Here is a 20318-nt window from a genome sequence, read left to right on the forward strand (position 1 = left end):
ATGACGTCAAAGGTACCTGTATCCTTGTTGTTATTGACAACCGAAATGATTCCAGTTGGTTTATCATGTTTAACAGTTACAATCGTTTCAGTAACATAATGACGGTTGTTATCATTATCAACGACATAAAGGTCTGCACGATAATTCCCTAGTGAGTTTTTATGATCACTCGCTTTAATAGTCACTCGATAACTTCCATCAGCTTGACGATTTGCCTTGTGCCATACAAGATCATCCTGTCCGTTTTCAAGGCTCCATGATGGAACTAAGATTTCCTTTACACCAGTCGGTGCAACCACATTACGAATAACCGCATCAAAACTACCAGTAGAAATATTATTGTTTTCGATCGTTAATGAAGCAGTTGGGCGTGATTGACGAACGTCAACTACTTTTTCAGAAATATAATGATGATTGTTGAAATCATCTACAATGTAGGCATCAGCACGATATCTCCCTGTAGAGTTCTTATGATCACTAGCTTTAATAGTCACACGATAAGAACCATCTGCTTGACGCGTTGCTTTGTGCCAAATGAGGTCATCTTGGCCACCAACCAAACTCCATGATGGAACTAGAACTTCTTTTAGACCAGTCGGTGCAACAATATTACTAACAACCGCATCAAAGGTACCTGCTACTGGGTTATTGTTTTCAATCGTCAGAACTCCACTTGGTCGAACGTAATCAACCGAAACTACTTTTTCAGAAATATAATGACGATTGTTAGAGTTGTCGACGATGTAAGCATCGGCACGATAGTTTCCTTTATCGCCCTTATGCTCACTTGCCTTAATCGTTACACGATAGCTACCATCAGTTTGCTTAGTTGCCTTGTGCCAGATAAGATCATCTTGTCCATTTTCTAGACTCCATGATGGGACTAAAACTTCCTTAACACCTAGTGGTGCTGTGATATTAGTGATCACAGCGTCGAAAGTCCCTGATTTAGCATTATTGTTTTCAATAGTAAAATTTGCTTTAGGTTTTAACTGCTCAGGTGTCTTACCAATGAATACTTGAGTCGAAGTTCCACCCACACCCGTCAATTGTCCATTATTCTGAACATAGTACAGGTGAACATTGTAAAGACCGGTTGAGTTTTTATGGTCCGCTGCTTTTACATTGACGGTATAGGTCCCGTTTGCTTGACGGTTGGCTGTATACCAAACAAGGTCATCTTGACCACCTGTTTCTGACCAGATTGGGACAGAAACTGTTCGAACTCCATTTGGCGCCTTAACATTTGAGATGACAACGTCAAAGCGTCCCGCCATGGTATCGTTATTGACAATGTTAATTTTCCCACTTAAGCTACCTTCTGTCGGGTCTGCTGCAGGTTTTGCGTTCGCTGTGAAGCGACCTGTATAGTCCACACTGTGGTCAAATAGGTGTTTTCCTGGAAGCAATTCCGCTTGAGAAGTGAACTGCCACGCGCCAGCTTTCCCATTGTAACGCAAGCTTTTCGCATCGTTTACAGACAGTTTTGGAGAAGGGTATTGGGCAACCCAGAAATTCTGAAGACCAAATTGAGCGGTGTTGACAGGACCTTTCTTGCGAAGGTTGTTTTCATCCAACCAGCTAGCACTTGTGTAGAACATCAAGTTAGTGTAGCCATTTTTACGCATTTCGTCAGCCCAGGCTTGGGTGTTGCGGTTAATGTTTGGCTGCATCTTGGCATCCTCAAAGTCATTGACCATGAGGGTATTCTTTGGCAAACTCAAACGTTGTGCAGCTGCAATATAGAACCGCGCTTCTGCACGCGCTGCTTCCTCAGAAGTATAGCGTGAGAAATGGTAGGTCGATACTTGTAGACCCGCAGCTTGTGCATTACGAATTTGGTTCTCCGCATTTGGGTTCTTGTACCAAGTGTCTTCTGTCAATTTGACAACGACACCGCCCACGCCTTTATTAGCTAGGGTACGGTAGTCTCCAATACTAATGTCTCCGTTATGGCTACTCACATCAACGAATGATTTTGGCTGAACCGCCACATCTGTTGAACGACCAGCTGGAGCGTGAGCGCCTGTGTTAAAGAAGGTCGTGCTTCCTGAATCAGACGGAAGAGGAGTTTCTTCTTTCTCAGTAGTCGATGCTTCTGTAGCCTTCTCTACAGATGGGGTCCCACTTTCTGAAGCTGCGGCCTTGCTCACAGGTGTCACAGCTGGTTCGGTCACATTTGCTGGTGCTGCATAGTTGCTTGCGACAGGTGCTACTGACTTTTCAGCAACGGCTACTTCTGGCGCTTTTTCAGCTTGGACTTGGTTGCCTTCAGTAGTAGTGGCCTCATTTGAAACCAGCTCATCTGCACTGACTCCCTGAGCAGATACAGCCATCAAGACTGCCGCTCCGGCATAAATAATAAGATCTTTCTTTTTCATATAAACTTCCCTTTATACAAATTTTATACGTTAATCATTTTACCACACGGTTTCAGCGATGAAAAGTTTTATGAGGCAAATTTTTAAAATTAGTGATATTTTTTTGAAAAACTAAAAAAAGAAGTCCGTCTGACTTCTTTTGATCTTATGCTAAATGTTTTAAGGCCGTCTTTAAGTAGTGACCATCTCGGATTTCCTGACCAACACGTTTGGCATTGTCCACCAAGTCTTGGTAATCAGCATCTGAAAGATTGTCGATTGTCTCCTTCAAATCATGGAGAGACTCTACTGCAATCCCGCAGCCCTTCTCAAGCACAAAATGAGACAAGGCTGACTGTTTCCAAACGACAAGTGGGAATCCTGATGCCAAGTAAAGTGACGCCTTATGAGAGTTGTTATAGCGAAGATACTCGCCAAAGACACCACTACATGTCTCAGCACTATCACCATCCCAGACAAGCCCAAAACCACCCTCAAGGGTTGCAGGAAGCTCATCAGGTAGGAATGAGCCAAAGTAAGCCTCATTCTCAAGAGCTCTGCTCTCGTCGAAGCCAACACCATAAAGGTTATAAGCAGGTTCCGCAGGAAGTGAGTAAAGATAACCGGCTTTTTCTTGTGCCAAATTACCAGCTACAATAATTGGCTGATTCTTACTTAGACCAATCTTCTCTTGAAAATTTGGAATCAAATAGTCGAAAATGCCAAGGCTAACAATCTTATCTTTCGCGATCCCTTTATCCACCAAAACAGATTTCATAATTGGATTGTGGGCGATGATACCATCAGCTGCAGCAAGAAGACCTGATTCTTGAATCTTCATACGAATTCTATGTTTCAAAGGAACAGCTTGACCATTCATGAAACGAAGAGCATCTAAGTCATGGATAATGAAATAGATCTTCACTCCTCTTTTTCTTGCTTTTTTTACAAGAGAGGTAGTGAAAAAACTATGGTGTAGCATTGGAAATTGAATCAAGAGCTCATCACCTTCATTCAACTGCTTTAGGGAACGACTGAAGGCTTTCGCCTTATGTAATTGAGCTTTTGCTGTACTCATCTCATACCAATTATCTACTGAAAGGATAAGAGCTTTAAATCCTTGACTTTTTACAATAGATTCAACATCATTACGAGCCTTATTTCCTGCATTTTTAGCGTTATTGTCATGAAGAAATTCTTCTTTTAAGTAGTATTTCATAGATTATGGTTTCTTTCAATCAAACTCATTTGCTACGACTTCTAGAGCACGCTCAATGACCACGTGCATGTCGTAGTATTTATAGTCTGCTAGGCGCCCACAGAAGATAACCTTGTCATTTTTAGCGGCTTCTTCCTGGTACTTGGCAAACATAGCATTGTTCTTTTCATCATTGATTGGGTAGTAGGGTTCATCTCCACGTTTCCAGTCAGCTGGGTATTCACGTGTGATAACTGTCTTCGGTTGGGTACCATACTCAAAGTGCTTATGCTCAATGATACGAGTAAAAGGAATCTCACGCTCAGTGTAGTTAACTACGGCATTACCTTGATAGTTTTCTTCATCCAAAACTTCATGTTCAAAACGAAGACTGCGATACTCCAACTCCCCATGTTTGTAATCAAAGTACTGGTCAATCATCCCTGTAAAGACAACTTTTTCAGCTGAAGCTTCAAGCTCTTCACGATTGGCAAAGAAATCAACACCAAGTTCAACTTCTACATCGCCCAACATATTTTCAATGATGACGTTGTAACCACCGATTGGAATTCCTTGGTAACGGTCATTAAAGTAGTTGTTATCAAAGGTCAAACGAACTGGTAGACGTTTGATGATAAATGGTGGAAGATCTGTAGCAGAACGGCCCCATTGTTTTTCGGTATAGCCCTTAATCAACTTTTCATAGATATCTGGGCCAATCAACTTGATAGCTTGTTCTTCCAAGTTCTTAGGCTCAACATCTTTCATGTCAGCTGTCTGCTCAGCAATCTTATCCTTGACTTCTTGAGGAGTCTTGGTTCCCCACATAGCATAAAAAGTATTCATGTTGAAAGGAAGATTGTAAAGATTGCCCTTGTAGTTAGCTACTGGTGAGTTGATATAGTTGTTAAATTCAGCGAACTGGTTGACATAGTCCCATACTTTTTTGTTGGACGTATGGAAAATATGGGCACCGTACTTGTGAACGTTGATGCCTTCAATATTTTCACAGTAGATATTTCCACCAATATGATCACGCTTGTCAATCACTTTTACTTTTTTACCGCGTTTCGTTGCTTCGTGTGCGAAAATGGCTCCAGACAAACCAGCACCAACAATCAGATAATCGTACATAGTAGACTCCATTATTTCTTAAATATTTGTTTAAATTCTTTCACATCTATCACTCTCAGAGATAGGATAGCGATCAGATAAATGATCCCACCAAGCACCGCATACACGAGTACGTTCAGGGTAGGGGTGAAATGTAGGAATGGTTTTACAAGTAGCAAGAGGCCATACATCATAGCAGATGCAAAAATAATTTTTGTCATAGACCCGATAATTGGAACTTCCTTGAGGTAATTACGGGTATAGTACAGTTGAATCAGCCATACCAAGGATTCTGTTAAGACGGATACAATGGCTGCACCGATAAAACCAAAATGAGGTAAGAAGAGCACATTCAACCCGACACTGACGATAGCAGGAATCGTAGTTGACAGCATAAATTCTTTATTCTTATCATGCGGGATGAGAATTTGAATCCCCATGATATTGGTCCATCCGATGAAGAACATACGGAAGATCATGATAGCGATGGCATAGCGAGCATCTTGGAAATCCTTCCCTAAGAAGAATCGAACAAAGTCATCGTTGACGATCAGCATACCCGCGATGATTGGGAAGATAACCAAATTATAGATCAAAAAGGACATTTGGTGCATCTTATTGACAGCCTTGTGTTCTCCGGAAGCCAAGAGACTCGCCACGCGCGGAAGCATGACACTTCCTAAAGACGTCACAAGGGTCAGCAAAATATTAACCAATTTCAAGGCTTGGTCGTAAATCCCTACATCCTTTGTAGAGGCTAGAGCCCCGAGCATAGTTCGGTCCAAGGTGACATAGAGGGAAATGGCAATCTGCGGTAAAAAGAGCAGAATGACCGGTTTTAAGTGCACCCGTGCATAAGCCAAATCAAAATGGGCTTCCCCAATGAACTCCCGAGCAGGTAGCCACATACTTAGCTGACCTAAGAGCTCAAAGATGGTGAGTAAGAATACATAGAGATACAAATCATTGGCAGATTTGACAAACAAGAAGATGGAGATGACTCCAACCAGTTTGACCGTGATATTTCGAACGGTAATCTTACGAAAATCCTCTAACCCCTGAAAGAGCCAGGAGATGTCGAGTCCCTTTGAAACCAAACTGAGACCTAAGATATAGGCCACAGGGTTTTGCATAGAAGGAAGCGCCAAGCACAGCAAGACATAGAGCAGGATGGACACAAAGGTCGCTCCCAACTGGAGGGTATAAATTCCCCAGAAATTCTTTTGGATGTCTTTGCGGTGTCCTGAAATCTCCTTGGTTCCGTAGTTAGCCACTCCCAAGGTCGCCAAAAGGATAAAATAGGTGACGATGGAGTTGAAATAACCATAGGTCCCCAAGTCATTCGAGCTAAAGACCCGTGTCACATAAGGGGTGGTGATAATCGGCAAGATAATCACCAGCAACTGGTATGAGAGATTATAGGCGTAATTTTTAAGAACTTTCATAGGGATGTAACTCGTCTTAATCTTTCTTTTTAACTGAACTAAACTCTTTTTTATTCAATGTTATTATCTGAATTCATAATAAACAATCGACTAATGAACAAAATTAATGGAGAATAGCGAAGAACCAACATCTGAGGATCAAACATACCATGGATAATCATAATTCCTAAACAGGCAAGTACGATATCTTTTCGAATTGATACAAAATATTTCATAACTTTAGTAAGAGCAAACAACATGAAGGCACTGACGACCAAACCATCAATAACCAACAGCTGAACAAAAGAACTATCAATAAAATTATAATTACTAGTAAAATTCCCAAAAATGTCCATTGTTGTAAATATAATGTGTTGCCCTAACCAAGATACCCCAAAATTTCGAAAACCTTCCACACTTAACCGCAATCGATTATGAGTAAACTGGTCTACTAAATGGAAGAGATTTCCAGATGAGTAAAAACAGAAATATAAAGTAATGATTAAAGCAAGAATAAAACCATAATTTGCAATTTTTTTCAACCAGAAGTTTTCAATAATAAAGCCTTTTTTAATGATTTTAAGACTAAACAATGCATAGGTGAGTATCAAAATGCTCAAATAAAATGGACTGGATGTCGAAGTTTGTTGGTACATATAAATCGTAGCCAAAAACAAGGCCAACAATTCCATGTATGTAATTTTTTTACCTCGAAACATTAGATAACTACACAAGGCAAAAAACATTCTCTGTGAAGCAAATGAAACGTAGTTAAAACCCAAACTAAAACGATAACCACCATCTGCATTCATAAACATATTTGAGATGATACCTTTTTTACTTGCATAGATCGTCAAACATAGCACCAGAAACGTAGCTAGAGAAAAAGTTCCTAATAATTTTCTAAAATCGATATCCCTAGCAGAGAAAACAAGAAGCAGAACATTTATATCCAGCATTCCATCACGATTTTTTGCAACTATAAACATTGAAATAAATAATGCTATAACGACTAGTAATTGCTTCCAATGAAATCTAAAATAATGTAGAGTTTTCGACATGTTCAGTAACTCTTTTATCAATAATGCGAAAATCGTAAGATAAAGCAATGAGCGATAAAGCGATAAAAAGCCATCTAACCGAATAAAATAAGTGGTTGTGACTAATGAAGCGACAACAACCCATATAAACAAGGTACATAAATAAATTTTTTCTGAGATAAAACGATTGTTTGTCACAATAGTCATCCAAACCTTTCAATCATAAAATTTAGCATCATCAACAATATAAAGGGTACCTATTAATAATTAATAAGGCGTTTCCCTTTTATTGATGTTTGTATTTTTTTAAGAATAATCACTGTAATATACATCCTGTGATTCAATAGTAATCTAATAAGAGGATTAAGAAAAGACGTATCCTCATTTATTAAAACAATCATCTCTTTATTTCTACATAATGCTTCAACATATTGTCGTTTTAAAAAAAGAGAAATCTTTTGTTCTGAAATATTCTGTATATTACTCATCAAAATACGAGCCTTTATTTGATCAATAAATTGATCATTATGAATATCCCATCTCATCATCAGCTGGTCAATTTTCCCTAGTTCTTCCAATTGACAGCTCATTCGCTTGGGATTGTACCGTCCCATCGCAGAACCTGCTCTACCTGAGATATAAACATAATAACAAGTTTTTGAAAAGGAAATCGTATGAACACACTCGTATACATTTAGATTGAATCGAACATCTTCTCCTAATTCGTACTGCTCAAACTTTATTCGATGCTCTTCCAAGAACTTCCTACGATATATTTTATTCCAAACAGTATACATCATGTCTGATAAAAATAATTTCGAAAAGAGTTCTATGAACTGATTCCTATCTTTTTTCCCTTCAATAGGAAGAATTTTTGCAGATCTAGCCGTTTCTGATAAATTTTTTTCAAGAGAGTTATAGTAGCTAAATACCAACAAATCCAATTCCGAATCCAACTGATTTTCCATATCGGAAAACAAGTTTCCTACCAGATAATCATCTGCGTCAACAAAACAAATAAATTCACCTTGAGCTTTTGCTAAACCAAAGTTTCGTGCTGAAGCAACACCATGGTTTTCAATATGATAGACTGAGATATTCGAGTACTCGCTAGCGTAAGTATCGCAAATAATGCCACTACTATCAGTAGATCCATTGTCTATCACAATAATTTCCAAGTCATCATAATTTTGAGAAATAATACTTTTCAAACAACGGTCAATGTATTTCTCAACGTTATAAACAGGAATAATAACAGAGTATTTCAAACTAGACTCCTACTTTTTCAATAAATGTTGTACTCTGAATGCACTTTGCAATAAACCCAACTTATACAAAATATATTTTGTTCGATGATTCAATTTAGACAACTCCGTAAACGTGAGTTTATTTTTCTTTAACTCGTTCTTTACGTCTTTCGTTAATTCAGGATACGACTTATACAAATTTGATTTATATAGACTAGCTAAACTATGCGTCATACCATCGACAAAAAACATCTTAGCAATTGCTAATTCACTAGAATCAAGTTTCGAACGAACATCATCCGAATAATATATCTCTTTAAAGAAGCTAATCATATTTTCTAATTTTTGCTCATTCCAAGATTTGGTAATTGCATCAGGATTATCAATTAGATAGTGATAGTATTTTTGATTTGTCGCATAGACCTTTTCAGCTAAAAGAAATAGCTTATAGTTAGTCCCAAGATCTTCATAATACTTACCAATTGGAAACTGAATATTATCCCTCGTGAATAATGATTTTTTATAGATCTTATCATTGGCAAAACCAGTTATAAAGCCGTAAGAAAACATTTCTAGAAGAGCTTCTTTTCCAGTTAATCGTTTAGACTGTTTGGAATCGGATTTTATAATATCATCTTCACTCCTTACAAATTCACGATTGAAGGAAATAATATCATACTGATCTGATTCAATAACCTCAGCTAAATCACTAAAGGTATTCGGTTCAATCCAATCATCTGAATCTGGGAAATAAAGATAATCTCCCTCAGCATTAGAAATACCTGTGTTACGAGCCTCAGAGAGCCCACCATTCTCCTTATGAATAACTGAGATAAAGTCATACGCTTTAGCATAGTCATCACAAATTTTAGGAGAATCATCGGAACTTCCATCATCTACAAGTAAGATGTCATAGTGCTTCCACTCTTGAACAAGTATACTATCAATACAACGTTTTAAATATTTTTCGACATTATAAACTGGAATGACGACAGTTAAAAGTGGTTTCATAGATTATTTACCCAATTAATTATGTTAAGTCTTCTCCACCCTTGTTTAACCAAGTTACAGCATTAAAATAGCGGTGATAAGTTTTTAAATCGATTCCAACATGTCCTTGCTTTTCAGCTGATTTAAAGTGGACCAATGAAGGTAGGTCACTATAATTCTTTGAAGAGAAAATCACCTTACTCTTATATGGAAGCTCTTCAAACTCTTTCATCAGCTCATAAGTACAAGCATCATTGTCATTGAACTTGAAATACAAATTATCCCAATGCATTCTCTTCAAACGGCGGTTCCATTTTTGAGTTGCTTCTTCTTCATCTGCATAATGCAAAAAATGAAGTTCAATATCATCAAGAATTGCAAGAGGATAGGCGTTATCAAAGTCTTTGATATATTTCGATTCCTTAACAAATTTCAAGGGGATGTTCCCACTCAAATAGTGTTTGATATTCTTAAGCATTTTGATGTAATCAGGTGAAAAGACAAACATCCCCACAAATGGTGTTTGATAAGGCAAGCCCAACTCCTGATAAACTTTCCCAGCCCAACAATTATCACAAATGATAGTGAAATTTTTATTCTTAAGTCTTCGTCTAGGAATAAAATTTATAATTGGATAAACGATAGGTTTTATTCTATCTTTTAATGATTTTCTTTCCATAATCTCCTAATTACCTGTGTTTTATAATTCAAAAGTACTCTTTTCAGGTAGAAACTCATCAAATGTAGCAATGAATTCTTTCATTACTTTATCTTCATCCTGAATATTAAAGCTATCATTAATACACATAATTTTATATTTCTTCGAAACTAAAAGCTTCCAGAAATCTGAATTTGCATCATCCAAAGAAAATAGTCCACCAATTTTTGAATCACCAATAGCATATTGTCCACTAGCAATTTGCCAATATTTAAAAAGCCAAATATTTGTATCCGCTGGATTCCTAAAACGACTAGCTGATGTTTTTTCTAGGATTTCCTTCTCTTTCTCCCATAAAAGATCAAATGTTGATTTTAAAAGAGGATATGGAAGATGACTTTCCCAGAAGCCACAAATAAATTTACTATTTTTATAGAGTAAAGATTTTATGATTTGCTTTAAGCCCTGTTTTGGAGAAAAGAACTTCCCATTTTTCAAGACTTCTTCTTTGCTGAAATAACTTGTTATTATCTCCATATTATTAATTTGAAAGTTTCCTGTTCCAAATCGTTCAGGAATAATAGGAGATAAAGCAGTATTATACTTAGGTAGCCCTTCCTCAGAGAAAAATCACTTGGTGAAACTGGTGCCGTTAAATACATATCGTCGTTAAAACAAACAAAATGTTCTGACAAATTTGGTATTTTATGAATATTACATTCAATGGCATTAGATGAAAACACAGGTAGATAGTCATTATTAATGATTTCTTTATGATCAATAACTTCTAGTTTACTATTATCTACATCTAACCAATCAGGTGTCTGATTATCAGTTACTAAATAAACTTTATTTACCCAAGGTGCAAACTTCTCAACACCTCTAAACCAATACTTAAACGTCCCCCATTCACGGTACGCTTTATCGGAGTTCATATTATTTTCTGATGTTGTAAAAGTAGAGTCATATTTACTCTTTTTAGCTCTCCAATCAGGATCGCTCCCATCAACCCAGGTTACAACAAAATCTATCGGAAAAATCATATCACTTCCTCTTTATTTTCTATTCATAAAATAATAAATCACTGCATTAATATTTCTTATACAACTCCGAAAAATTCCGAATATAACTTTGTAATGAAAAGAGTTCTTTTTGGCGTTTGACAGAGGCCTTACCAAATTGCTCTCTCTTATCAGTGTTCTCAGCTAATTCTTGAATAGCTTTAGACAATTCTTCAGGCTGGTTTGGAGTAGCAAGAAGGCCGTTCTCGCCTTCCTTCACCATTTCACAGACACCACCATGACGGTAACCCACTACAGGTTTACCACAAGCCATGGCTTCGAGGACTACAGTTGGTAGAGGATCTGGATTGGTACTTGGCAAGACAAAGATATCAAACATATTATAGAGCTCTGTCGTCTTACTATAATAATCGATACGCTTGATTTGTTCATCTACTGGTGAGTCTGATATAGCCTTTTCCAACTCATCCACGCGCCATTCTTCACCTTCAAAAGCACTCCCTGCTAGAAAGGCTACTGCCTTTGGATTTGCCTGCAAGATTGGGGTCACGGCTTCTAGGAAGTCGCCTTGCCCTTTCCAGGCATTCACACGACCAACCATACCGATAACCAAAGCATCCTGCGAAATTCCAAACTGATCACGGACCGCACTAGCATCCATCACCTGATAAACAGCATTGTCAACACCATTATAGATGACTTGAACTTGGTCATCTTTTACAAAGCGAGACTGCTTCACGTGGTCGGCTACAGCATTTGAAACTGTCACAATCGTATCCGCATAGCGCCCCATCAAAAAGTTGATAAAATCTGAAATGGCTTTTGGCTTGACGATAATCTCATGCACATGCCAAATCAATGGAAGTTTCAACTTCCGTTTGAGATAAATTCCCTCCAGCACCGCAGTTGTATTGTTGTGAACGAGAGTAATCCCATTCTCTTTAGCATATTTAGCAATTTGTTTGGAGTAACGGTTATAGGAGCCAAAGTACTCAAGAATCCCTTTTGGATTAAAATATTTCCGGCGCAAAATTGGGTAATCAATAACTTTAACCTTTGCACCGACCTCTTCTAAAGCACCCACTAATACACCGTCGTTGGGTAAAATAACATGTGCTTCAAAAGCATCTTTATCCAAACCCTTAATAAGCTCCAGCAAAACCTTGTCAGCACCATACATTTCGGCACCAGCATGGAGATATAATATTTTCTGCATTTCTAACCTTTAAATACTTTCTCGTAGTCTGTGACAATCTTTTCCCAAGTAAAGGCTTCAGCAATCCGTTGACTTGATTTCTGATTGAGATCTTCGATTGCTTGAGCGTCTAATTGTTCAGCTTGATCGATGACATGTGCCAATTGATCTTTCTTCCAATAAAGTGCCCCATCTTCACCGACTTCACGGTTAAAACCAACATCCAACAAGAGATTGAGCTTAGTAGACTCAAGAGCCTCAAGAAGGGATGGATTGGTACCACCTACTTCATGACCATGGAAGTAAGCAAAGGCATGTTCACGGATGTATTTAAGCAATTCTTGATCGTAGACCGTCCCGACAAACTTCACTCGAGGATCTTGATCAAATCCTGTATCCTTACGTAACTGTTCATAGAACTTGTTTTGTTCTACATTGGTAATCAGAACAAAATATTTTTGGGAGTTTGACTGCATAAAGCCACGAATCATGGCCTCATAGTTGTTTTCGGGTACAAAGCGACCTACGACAAGGTAGTAATTCCCTTCGGAGACTTGCTTATCCGCAAACCAAGCCCGTACTTTCTCGTCCTCTTTGTTCAAGATAGACTTACTTGTATCGGTTCCATAGGCGATATAGGTGGTCTTAGGTTGATACTTAGCATAGTCCTTCTGGATATAGGCTTCGATGTTCTTGCTATCACAGATTAAAAGATCCGCATGTTTAACCATAAGTTGCTCAGAAAATTTCCAATACTTACGGACTGGAAGGCTCCACTTCGCACGAAGCCACTCATGACCATCTGGATTGACCATCAGAGTTCCTCCGATAGCCTTGACTTTCTTTTTAATCCCTGAAATAAAGGGACCAATCCGGCAAGCCAAGACATAGAAAATCGGTGCCTGATCCTTGTTTTCTTTTGCGATTTCAATCGCCTTATTGAGAGCTGCGATATCATAAGCAATGGCACGCGCAGGACCGATATTAGGGACATCAATGTTATAACAAATAGCACCGTTATGCTCGAAAGTATCTGCAGTAATTTCTGATTTTTCTGAATTCTCCCGCATACAAGCCACATAATACTGGATATTTTTGTCTTGTTGGAATTCTGTCAACTTCTCAACAAAGGTTTCAAAACCACCATATTTTGCTGGAATACCTTTGGAACCAACGATATAAATTGATTGTGTCATTTTTCTCCTAACATGGAAAGGACGAAGTAGGTATTTTCCTACTTCGCTCCTTCTTTTCTAAGTACAACCTTCACGGTCTTGAGCAGGATCTGAATATCTCTCCAGATCGTCCAACCATCCATGTACGCAACGTCGAGTTTGACCACTTCGTCAAAATCTGTAATCTCACTGCGTCCGCTCACTTGCCAAAGGCCTGTAATCCCTGGCTTGAAACTGAGTCGGCATTTTTGGGCTGGCGTATAGTCTTGGTATTCGTCTACCGTTGGAGGACGAGTCCCGACCAAACTCATATCACCGATCAGAACATTGTAAAATTGTGGCAATTCATCAAGACTGGTCTTACGGATAAAGCGTCCGATTGGTGTTACCCGTGGATCATTTTCCATCTTAAACATCCCACCTGTCATGGTGTTTTGCGCCATCAGATCTTTTTTAATCTCTTCGGCATCCACGCGCATGGAGCGGAATTTATAGAAGTTAAAATACCGTCCGTTCTTTCCGACCCGCTTCTGTACAAAGAAGGCAGGTCCGCCATCTTTGCGGATTAGAGGGACCAAAACGATACTCACTAGTCCACAAATCAAGAGACCAAAGAGGGCTCCCGCAATGTCCAAAAGACGTTTAGCAAAGACGTGACTCGGCTTGTAGAAATTGGTTGAGAAAGTGACGACACTTAATCCCCCGACTTCTCGAACCCGTTTATTGCCTAAGGAAGCGAAGTTAAAGGCATTGAGATTAACCGATACATCGATCCCCATACTCTCAAACTCCGAGACGAAGTCACTAATATTGTAGTCCTCACTTGGCAGATTAATAAACACTTCATCTACCACTTCCTTGGTCACAAAGTTCATCATTTGATCCGGCTGCACCACCCTTACGCCTGAGTGAGTAAAATCCGTATCGTCCATGACGGTGACACCGATCAGTTCCCCATGATAAAGGCTAGGCGAATGCAGAATATCAAATACCTTTTCCATCCGACTGGTCGCTGTGATCAAGAAAATCTTTCGCGAACTCTTCCGCCGCGGCGAAACAGACTTCCGGTATCTCTTGAGCAAGAGATCCATGATATAGACGGAAAACGTATTGAAAAGAAAGAAGTAAATCATCCCCCGACGAGAGATGGAAAAGACCCCATCGAGCATAAAAGAGGTAAAGGTGATCCCAACAGCGAAAAATACATTGTATTTCAAGACCTGAAAGAGCTCATCCAGGTAACCCCTGCTATAAAAGCGATAAGCAATATTGCTAATGTAAAAGGATACAAAATGCAAGAGATAGAGAATAGCAATTGTCTGCGACGTGTATTCTGCATCCTTAAAAAGACTCACAATGTAAGCTGAAAATAGGACAGCTAAACTTTGAAAGAGAACAATATTTAGTTTTTCCAGTTCAATTCTTTCTTCTCCCATTTTCCCTCAATCCTATTCTTTACTTTTTCCCATACTCTCCGTAAGATCCATATCCACCATATGAACCATACTCAGCAGCTTTAATGTTAAATTTATTGAGCACTACTCCCAAGAAAGGTGTGCCTGTTTGTTCTAATTGGTCCTTGGCTTTTTGGACAGCCTTGCGTCCATTGGCACCAGATTCTGTGATCAAGACAGTTCCATCACAGCGTTGGGCGATAATAGCCGCATCGATCACGACCCCGATTGGAGGCGTATCAACAATGATGTAGTCAAAATGCTCACGCAGGGCATCCATCATCACAGTGAAGTTCTTGCTTTGCAAGAGACCTGTTGGGTTTGGTGCTACCTGTCCAGACTCGATGATATCCAAGTTTGGAAAATCAGTCGCATACAAGATTTGGTCCAATTGGCTACGGCCAGATAAGAAGTCGGTCAAGCCTTGGATCTTAGTACGGCTACGGAAAATCCCTGTCATGACAGAGTTCCGGATGTCACAGTCTACCAAAAGGGTCTTGTAACCCGCACGCGCAAAGGCAACGGCCAAGTTGGTTGAAGTGGTTGATTTCCCTTCATTTTCTTGAACAGATGAGATAGCGATGACTTTTAAGTCCACCCCACTCAATTGGATATTCGTCGCCAGGGCATTAAAGTACTCTTCTGCCTTCCGAACTTCTTGCAATTTGTTTTTTGAAATTTCTAACGTATTCATGCGATCCCCAGTCTACAGTTTCTTAATATCTGGCACAATACCAAGTAAGGTTAAGCCCATCAACTCTTCGATATCTTCTGGTCTCTTGACACGATCGTCCAAGACTTCTACTACGACCATGAGAACCACCATCAAACCAGCTCCAGCAATAAAACCAAGAAGGACATTGCGTCGGATATTTGGTGAAGAAGGTGTTTGAGGCACTTCTGCTTCATCCAAGGTCGTAACATCTGACACCTTGGTCACAGAAATAATCTTTTCAGCTGCTACATTCCGAAGGCCATTGGCAATACGAGCCGCTTCTTTGGGATCTCCGTCCTTAGCTGTGATCGAAAGGATACGAGTATCTGTCGGAACAGACACACTGATCTTTTTGGACAACTCAGCTGGTGTCATATCAAGTTTCAATTCTTCGATGGCTTGCGTCAAAACATTTTGAGAAAGAATGATCTCACGGTAGTCCTTAACCAAGTAAGAACCCGCCTGCAAATCAGAGTTTGTCAAGGCATTGTTGTCTTGGTTTTGACGACTGACCACGTAGATCCGGCTAGTACTTTGGTATTCTTTCTTGGCTAAAAAGGCACTGTAGCCAAACGCTGCAATGGCAAAGACAAGAGCGACCAAAACGATCGAAAACTTGCGTTTCCATAGGGTCTTCAGCATAGCGAAAACATCAATTTCCACTGCTTGATTTTCTTGATTGTTCATTTCCTAATTACTCCTTCATGTGGATCTCTCCACCTGTTTCCTGGTTAGATTAATTCATCCGCTAACAAGAGTTCTTGATTGCTGACAAAGAGAGCTTGTGCTCGTTGTTCTCCGTATTCTTCCTTGATCAAGCGATAGGCTTCTGCCATATAAGGCGGCCGTTTATCTACATTGTGCATATCACTGGCCACAAAGTGCACCAAGTCTTTTTCTAAGAAGTACCGAGCTCGTTTTTTCAGTTGTTTTTGCTCATCCCCAAATAGGCGAGGCTTGAGAACGCTGGAACTATTGATCTGCATGTAGCAGCCCATGTCAATCATCTCTTGCACGCGCTCCTCATTTTTCTCCAAGCACTTGTAGCGCTCAATATGGGCCACCACCGGTGTCACACCTAGATGGAGCAAACGGTCCAAGGCCGTATGAATCTCCTTGTAAGGCGTTCCCATGCTGAATTCAATTAGTGCAAAGCGCGTCTCTGCCAAACGTGGAATGATCTTTTCTTCCAGTTTTTTCAAGACATCATTCGTAAAGTAGATCTCTGCCCCGTAATGAATCGTTAAATCTGGCGCGACCTCTGCCGCAATTTTTTTCACTTCTTGAAAATTTTCAGAAATCTTTTCTTCGGGAGTTTCAAACATTCCCTTGCGACGATGAGAAGTGGAGATAATGGTCCGTACCCCTTGGTGATAGCTTTCTTCCAATAAGGCGCGCGTATCTTCTCTTGTCTTTGGTCCATCATCCACATCAAAGACGATGTGCGAGTGGATATCAATCATTTTTCTTTTCCTTCCATAACTTTTTGGATGGTTTCTTTTGCCTTGGTCAAGCTGGCTTGATCCAACTCCATGACATAGAGGTTGTAACCAGGCATAGCATAAGATGGCAAGTCATTTCGTCCTTGACCGGTAATCGCTTGAGAAGTCACCTCATAAGAACCACCCGTTTCTAACTGGGTATTGATCAAGTTCATCATAGTCGGCAACTGCATATTGGTTTGGACAGAATCTTGGAGGTTTCCGATAATCTCATTGTAGTTGCTTAAGACCTTGGTAGAGGTCAACTTTTTGATAATGGCCGCAATGACTTTTTCTTGGTTTTTACCACGGTCATTGTCGCCACCTTGGAGAGAGTAGCGTTCTCGGACAAAACCGAGAGCTTGCTCTGAATTCAAATGAACCTTTCCAACTGGGAAATGGAACTTGCCATGAAGGCTCGTGAATTCTTGGTCATTTTCCACATCGATTCCCCCTAGAAGGTCAATCAACTTGAGGAAGGAGGTGAAATTGAGACGAACGTAGTAGTTGAGCTTGATATCATAGAGATTCTCAAGGGTATGGATCGAAGCATCCACTCCGTAGATCCCCGCGTGGGTCAACTTATCGTTCTGGTTGTTACCACCATCTGCAATCGGTACATAGGCATCCCGTGGAGTCGTTGTCAATAGGACTTGCTTGGTCTTTCGATTGACCGTCATGATGATATTGACATCTGAACGTGAAACCGAGGTTACTGGGCCATAGGTATCGATCCCGCTGACATAGATGTTAAAGACATCCGCATTGGCAGACACCTTGCTCGTCGCTGCCACTTCTTTTCGGATCTTGTAGGAATAGATTTTCTTCAACTTCTTCGCATAGTCCGCATCTTCTGCAGCGATGGTATCTTCAAAAGTACTGTTGAGCACCATAGCAGAAGCATTCCCTTCTTGCAGGCTCTTATAGGCATCTAGATAAGTCGGTGCATCCACTACAGAAATTTCCTGACCCTTGGTCTTTTTGATGTTGTCCAAGAGGGCAGTGAGATTGGCTTCGTTATTGTTGCCCTTTGGGGCTACCACTTCCTTGATTTCTTTAATATCTTTGATGTCACTGTCTTTCTTGACATAGACAGCCATCTCAAACTCTGTATAGTTAGAGTGGCCATTGACATTACTGGTCAGATTCAGCAGCTGTTGACTAGCAAACAAAACTCCTGAACTAGCCAATAAGCCGACAAGAAGCAGGACCAAAGTTGTTTTTTTGGCCTGATTTTTGATCACAAACCAAGCTGATAAGAGCAAGAGAAGAGCTAGTAGTGCAATCACGAGAACATTGACATAACGAAAAGCCAAGATGTTATTGGCCAACATGGTATAGGTCGCCCAACTTGCAGTCATAAGCAAAAAAATAAGCAATACGGAATTAATGATTCGCAATTGCCCCCACTTATGTTCTGAACGACGACTCCGTCTCCTTTGTGACATAAATACCTCCAATTAGTCCTAATCATATTTATTGTAACATATTTTTAGCAAAAAATGCATTAATTATCACTTTTTTGTCCATTATGGACATTCGAAAAGTAAGCGTTTTCCGAAATAAGCAAAATCCCTTGTATACTTATGCAGAGAATCCAAAAAAACCGGGTGAAAAACCCGGTTTGAGAATGTAGACAAACTGTTTTTACATCAAACAAGTTAATGAATGCCTAACAAATTAAAATGGAATACTTTTTAGGCTCATTCAATCATCTACTGAAACTTTCCGCCGTGAGAAAAGTGCTAGAAACACTATTGTTTCTAGCACTCGGGAGTTTTGGAACCTTAGGTCCAAAACTAAGTCATGGAACTTCTTCGAAGTTCGCTGACGTCCGTACTCACCTAAGGAAAGTTTCTAAGATGACTTTGTCTTCAATCTGAACCGGGTGAAAAACCCGGTTTTTTGAAGATCCTACAAAAGATCATCTCGTTTGACCTGCTCAAAACTTTCCTTGCCGTCATTGAGCTTGTCCCAGATGACGACTTTTCCTTCTTTGAGGGATTTTTGAACATCAATGATCCGCTGGTTAGAAGACCCTCGGAACTGCAACATGAGGTTGCGTTTGCTCTTATCATAGCGGCCATCGACCAGAATATCAATCAGCGAGAGAAGCTCTAGCTTGTCTGGTGTCTCTAGCATCATTTCTTCCCAGGTGTAGCCAGTCCAAGACCAGATATCTTTGTCGGGCAACTCTTTCCGAATGCGTTTAACGAGAGGCAAAAGAATTCCAGTATTCAGGAATGGCTCTCCACCAAGCAGGGTCAAGCCCTGGACATAAGGTTGAGCCAGATCTGCCATGATCTGCTCTTCTAACTCTTTGGTGTAGGGAATACCTGCATTGAAAGACCAGGTCGCTACATTGTAACAGCCCTCACAGCGAAACATGCAACCCGCCACATAAAGGGAATTGCGGACTCCTTCACCATCGACAAAGTTAAAAGCCTTGTAATCAATGATGCGCCCTTGACTCAGTTCCTCACTCTTCCATTCGCCTGGTTTTGGTGTATTCCATGTCATCCTTCTACTCCACCTCTATCCAATACCGCTCCGTTCCATTTCGAACATCTTCAAATTGACCGCCATTGGCTAAGATAACCGCTCGGCTGGCAGGATTTTCCGTGCTACAAGTCACCAGAGCACGATGGATGTTCTTCTCCTTAGCTACTCGCAGACCTTGACGGAGAGCTTCCTTGGCATAACCCTTGCCTCTTTCAGAGGGACGGATGGAATAGCCAATATGACCAGCATAATTCAGCAATCCCTCATTTAGTCTCAGCCGTAGATTCAAAAAACCTAAAGCATGACCTGATTCATCAAACAATATGAACTGAATTGATGGAACGCGATTTTCAGGCAAGTTTATTCCCATTTCTTTATTAAGGTTAGTTTCTAGCCACTCCTCATAATCAAAGTTCTCAGCATCCCAAAAGCCACCGTCGTGGGCCGACTGGGCCTCTTCAAACTCTGCCATCATGTTTAAAATGGTTTCTTTATCTGCTAAAGTCGGTCTGCGTAATTCCATCCTTACCTCCCCCTATACGAGAAAAGCGAGAGCGAACTCTCACTTCACAACATAAACAATCATTTTTAATAAAATGAGTTAATAAATACTGAATCAATAAGGTGACGCTTATTTATCAAACTTTTTTAAGAATCTACTGAGACTTTCCGCCGTGGGAAAAATGCCTGAAACTAACAAGTTTCAGGCATCCGGAATTATTGAGACCCTAGGCTCAATAATTA

The 20318-nt window shown here is 39.9% G+C and carries 17 protein-coding genes and 1 pseudogene; all 18 read right to left on the reverse strand.

Going from position 1 to position 20318, the window contains the following annotated elements:
• Window positions 1-2381, reverse strand: a 2381-nt coding sequence (locus HMPREF2917_RS06675; protein WP_070589777.1) for a GBS Bsp-like repeat-containing protein, incomplete at its 3' end; no start/stop codon positions are given.
• A gap of 145 nt (window positions 2382-2526) precedes the next feature.
• On the reverse strand, window positions 2527-3579 hold the full coding sequence (locus tag HMPREF2917_RS06680; protein ID WP_070589779.1) for a glycosyltransferase: 1053 nt from the start codon (window positions 3577-3579) through the stop codon (window positions 2527-2529).
• 15 nt (window positions 3580-3594) lie between these two features.
• Window positions 3595-4692, reverse strand: a complete 1098-nt coding sequence (gene glf / locus HMPREF2917_RS06685; protein ID WP_070589781.1) for a UDP-galactopyranose mutase — start codon at window positions 4690-4692, stop codon at window positions 3595-3597.
• Window positions 4693-4703: 11 nt separating this feature from the next.
• Window positions 4704-6116 (reverse strand): flippase, encoded by a 1413-nt coding sequence (locus HMPREF2917_RS06690; RefSeq protein WP_070589783.1) that lies wholly within the window; start codon window positions 6114-6116, stop codon window positions 4704-4706.
• 50 nt (window positions 6117-6166) lie between these two features.
• Window positions 6167-7333, reverse strand: a complete 1167-nt coding sequence (locus tag HMPREF2917_RS06695) for a polymerase (protein WP_070589925.1) — start codon at window positions 7331-7333, stop codon at window positions 6167-6169.
• Between the two features lie 62 nt (window positions 7334-7395).
• Complete coding sequence (locus HMPREF2917_RS06700; protein WP_070589785.1) at window positions 7396-8403, reverse strand: glycosyltransferase family 2 protein; 1008 nt, start codon at window positions 8401-8403, stop codon at window positions 7396-7398.
• Window positions 8404-8412: 9 nt separating this feature from the next.
• A complete protein-coding gene (locus tag HMPREF2917_RS06705; RefSeq protein WP_070589787.1) occupies window positions 8413-9393 on the reverse strand; it encodes a glycosyltransferase in 981 nt (326 codons plus the stop codon).
• A gap of 19 nt (window positions 9394-9412) precedes the next feature.
• A complete protein-coding gene (locus HMPREF2917_RS06710; RefSeq protein ID WP_049472721.1) occupies window positions 9413-10051 on the reverse strand; it encodes a DUF1919 domain-containing protein in 639 nt (212 codons plus the stop codon).
• 21 nt (window positions 10052-10072) lie between these two features.
• Window positions 10073-11073 (reverse strand): annotated as a pseudogene (locus HMPREF2917_RS06715) (Stealth CR1 domain-containing protein).
• A gap of 46 nt (window positions 11074-11119) precedes the next feature.
• The gene (locus tag HMPREF2917_RS06720) at window positions 11120-12268 is read right to left on the reverse strand and encodes a glycosyltransferase family 4 protein (RefSeq protein WP_070589789.1); all 1149 of its coding nucleotides are present in this window, start codon (window positions 12266-12268) and stop codon (window positions 11120-11122) included.
• Between the two features lie 2 nt (window positions 12269-12270).
• Window positions 12271-13443, reverse strand: a complete 1173-nt coding sequence (gene cps2T, locus HMPREF2917_RS06725; protein WP_070589791.1) for a beta 1-4 rhamnosyltransferase Cps2T — start codon at window positions 13441-13443, stop codon at window positions 12271-12273.
• A 38-nt stretch (window positions 13444-13481) separates the two neighbouring features.
• Window positions 13482-14858 carry a sugar transferase gene (locus HMPREF2917_RS06730; protein WP_049472725.1) on the reverse strand — a complete coding sequence of 459 codons (1377 nt, stop codon included), beginning with the start codon at window positions 14856-14858 and terminating at the stop codon, window positions 13482-13484.
• 19 nt (window positions 14859-14877) lie between these two features.
• Window positions 14878-15570: a tyrosine-protein kinase gene (locus tag HMPREF2917_RS06735; protein ID WP_070506022.1), complete on the reverse strand. Its 693-nt coding sequence runs from the start codon at window positions 15568-15570 to the stop codon at window positions 14878-14880.
• Between the two features lie 12 nt (window positions 15571-15582).
• Window positions 15583-16278 (reverse strand): Wzz/FepE/Etk N-terminal domain-containing protein, encoded by a 696-nt coding sequence (locus tag HMPREF2917_RS06740; protein ID WP_070589793.1) that lies wholly within the window; start codon window positions 16276-16278, stop codon window positions 15583-15585.
• Window positions 16279-16322: 44 nt separating this feature from the next.
• Complete coding sequence (gene cps4B / locus HMPREF2917_RS06745) at window positions 16323-17054, reverse strand: capsular polysaccharide biosynthesis protein Cps4B (protein ID WP_070464689.1); 732 nt, start codon at window positions 17052-17054, stop codon at window positions 16323-16325.
• Window positions 17051-18520, reverse strand: a complete 1470-nt coding sequence (locus HMPREF2917_RS06750) for an LCP family glycopolymer transferase CpsA (protein ID WP_024055170.1) — start codon at window positions 18518-18520, stop codon at window positions 17051-17053. Before HMPREF2917_RS06750 ends, cps4B begins: the two co-directional genes overlap by 4 nt.
• A 466-nt stretch (window positions 18521-18986) precedes the next feature.
• Window positions 18987-19592, reverse strand: a complete 606-nt coding sequence (nrdG, locus tag HMPREF2917_RS06755; RefSeq protein WP_070589795.1) for an anaerobic ribonucleoside-triphosphate reductase activating protein — start codon at window positions 19590-19592, stop codon at window positions 18987-18989.
• 4 nt (window positions 19593-19596) lie between these two features.
• Window positions 19597-20097 (reverse strand): GNAT family N-acetyltransferase, encoded by a 501-nt coding sequence (locus HMPREF2917_RS06760; protein ID WP_070589797.1) that lies wholly within the window; start codon window positions 20095-20097, stop codon window positions 19597-19599.
• Window positions 20098-20318 lie beyond the last annotated feature (221 nt).

Origin of the sequence: Streptococcus sp. HMSC061E03 (assembly GCF_001813505.1) — a bacterium.
In the GTDB taxonomy this organism is placed as follows: domain Bacteria; phylum Bacillota; class Bacilli; order Lactobacillales; family Streptococcaceae; genus Streptococcus.

Bases quoted from the DNA above. Each gene is read 5' to 3' on its own strand.
- HMPREF2917_RS06740 (WP_070589793.1), bottom strand. From the start codon at position 16,278: ATGAACAATCAAGAAAATCAAGCAGTGGAAATTGATGTTTTCGCTATG.
- HMPREF2917_RS06750 (WP_024055170.1), bottom strand. From the start codon at position 18,520: ATGTCACAAAGGAGACGGAGTCGTCGTTCAGAACATAAGTGGGGGCAA.
- HMPREF2917_RS06730 (WP_049472725.1), bottom strand. From the start codon at position 14,858: ATGGGAGAAGAAAGAATTGAACTGGAAAAACTAAATATTGTTCTCTTT.
- cps2T (WP_070589791.1), bottom strand. From the start codon at position 13,443: ATGACACAATCAATTTATATCGTTGGTTCCAAAGGTATTCCAGCAAAA.
- cps4B (WP_070464689.1), bottom strand. From the start codon at position 17,054: ATGATTGATATCCACTCGCACATCGTCTTTGATGTGGATGATGGACCA.
- HMPREF2917_RS06760 (WP_070589797.1), bottom strand. From the start codon at position 20,097: ATGGAATTACGCAGACCGACTTTAGCAGATAAAGAAACCATTTTAAAC.
- HMPREF2917_RS06680 (WP_070589779.1), bottom strand. From the start codon at position 3,579: ATGAAATACTACTTAAAAGAAGAATTTCTTCATGACAATAACGCTAAA.
- HMPREF2917_RS06705 (WP_070589787.1), bottom strand. From the start codon at position 9,393: ATGAAACCACTTTTAACTGTCGTCATTCCAGTTTATAATGTCGAAAAA.
- HMPREF2917_RS06690 (WP_070589783.1), bottom strand. From the start codon at position 6,116: ATGAAAGTTCTTAAAAATTACGCCTATAATCTCTCATACCAGTTGCTG.
- HMPREF2917_RS06735 (WP_070506022.1), bottom strand. From the start codon at position 15,570: ATGAATACGTTAGAAATTTCAAAAAACAAATTGCAAGAAGTTCGGAAG.
- glf (WP_070589781.1), bottom strand. From the start codon at position 4,692: ATGTACGATTATCTGATTGTTGGTGCTGGTTTGTCTGGAGCCATTTTC.
- HMPREF2917_RS06710 (WP_049472721.1), bottom strand. From the start codon at position 10,051: ATGGAAAGAAAATCATTAAAAGATAGAATAAAACCTATCGTTTATCCA.
- nrdG (WP_070589795.1), bottom strand. From the start codon at position 19,592: ATGACATGGAATACACCAAAACCAGGCGAATGGAAGAGTGAGGAACTG.
- HMPREF2917_RS06720 (WP_070589789.1), bottom strand. From the start codon at position 12,268: ATGCAGAAAATATTATATCTCCATGCTGGTGCCGAAATGTATGGTGCT.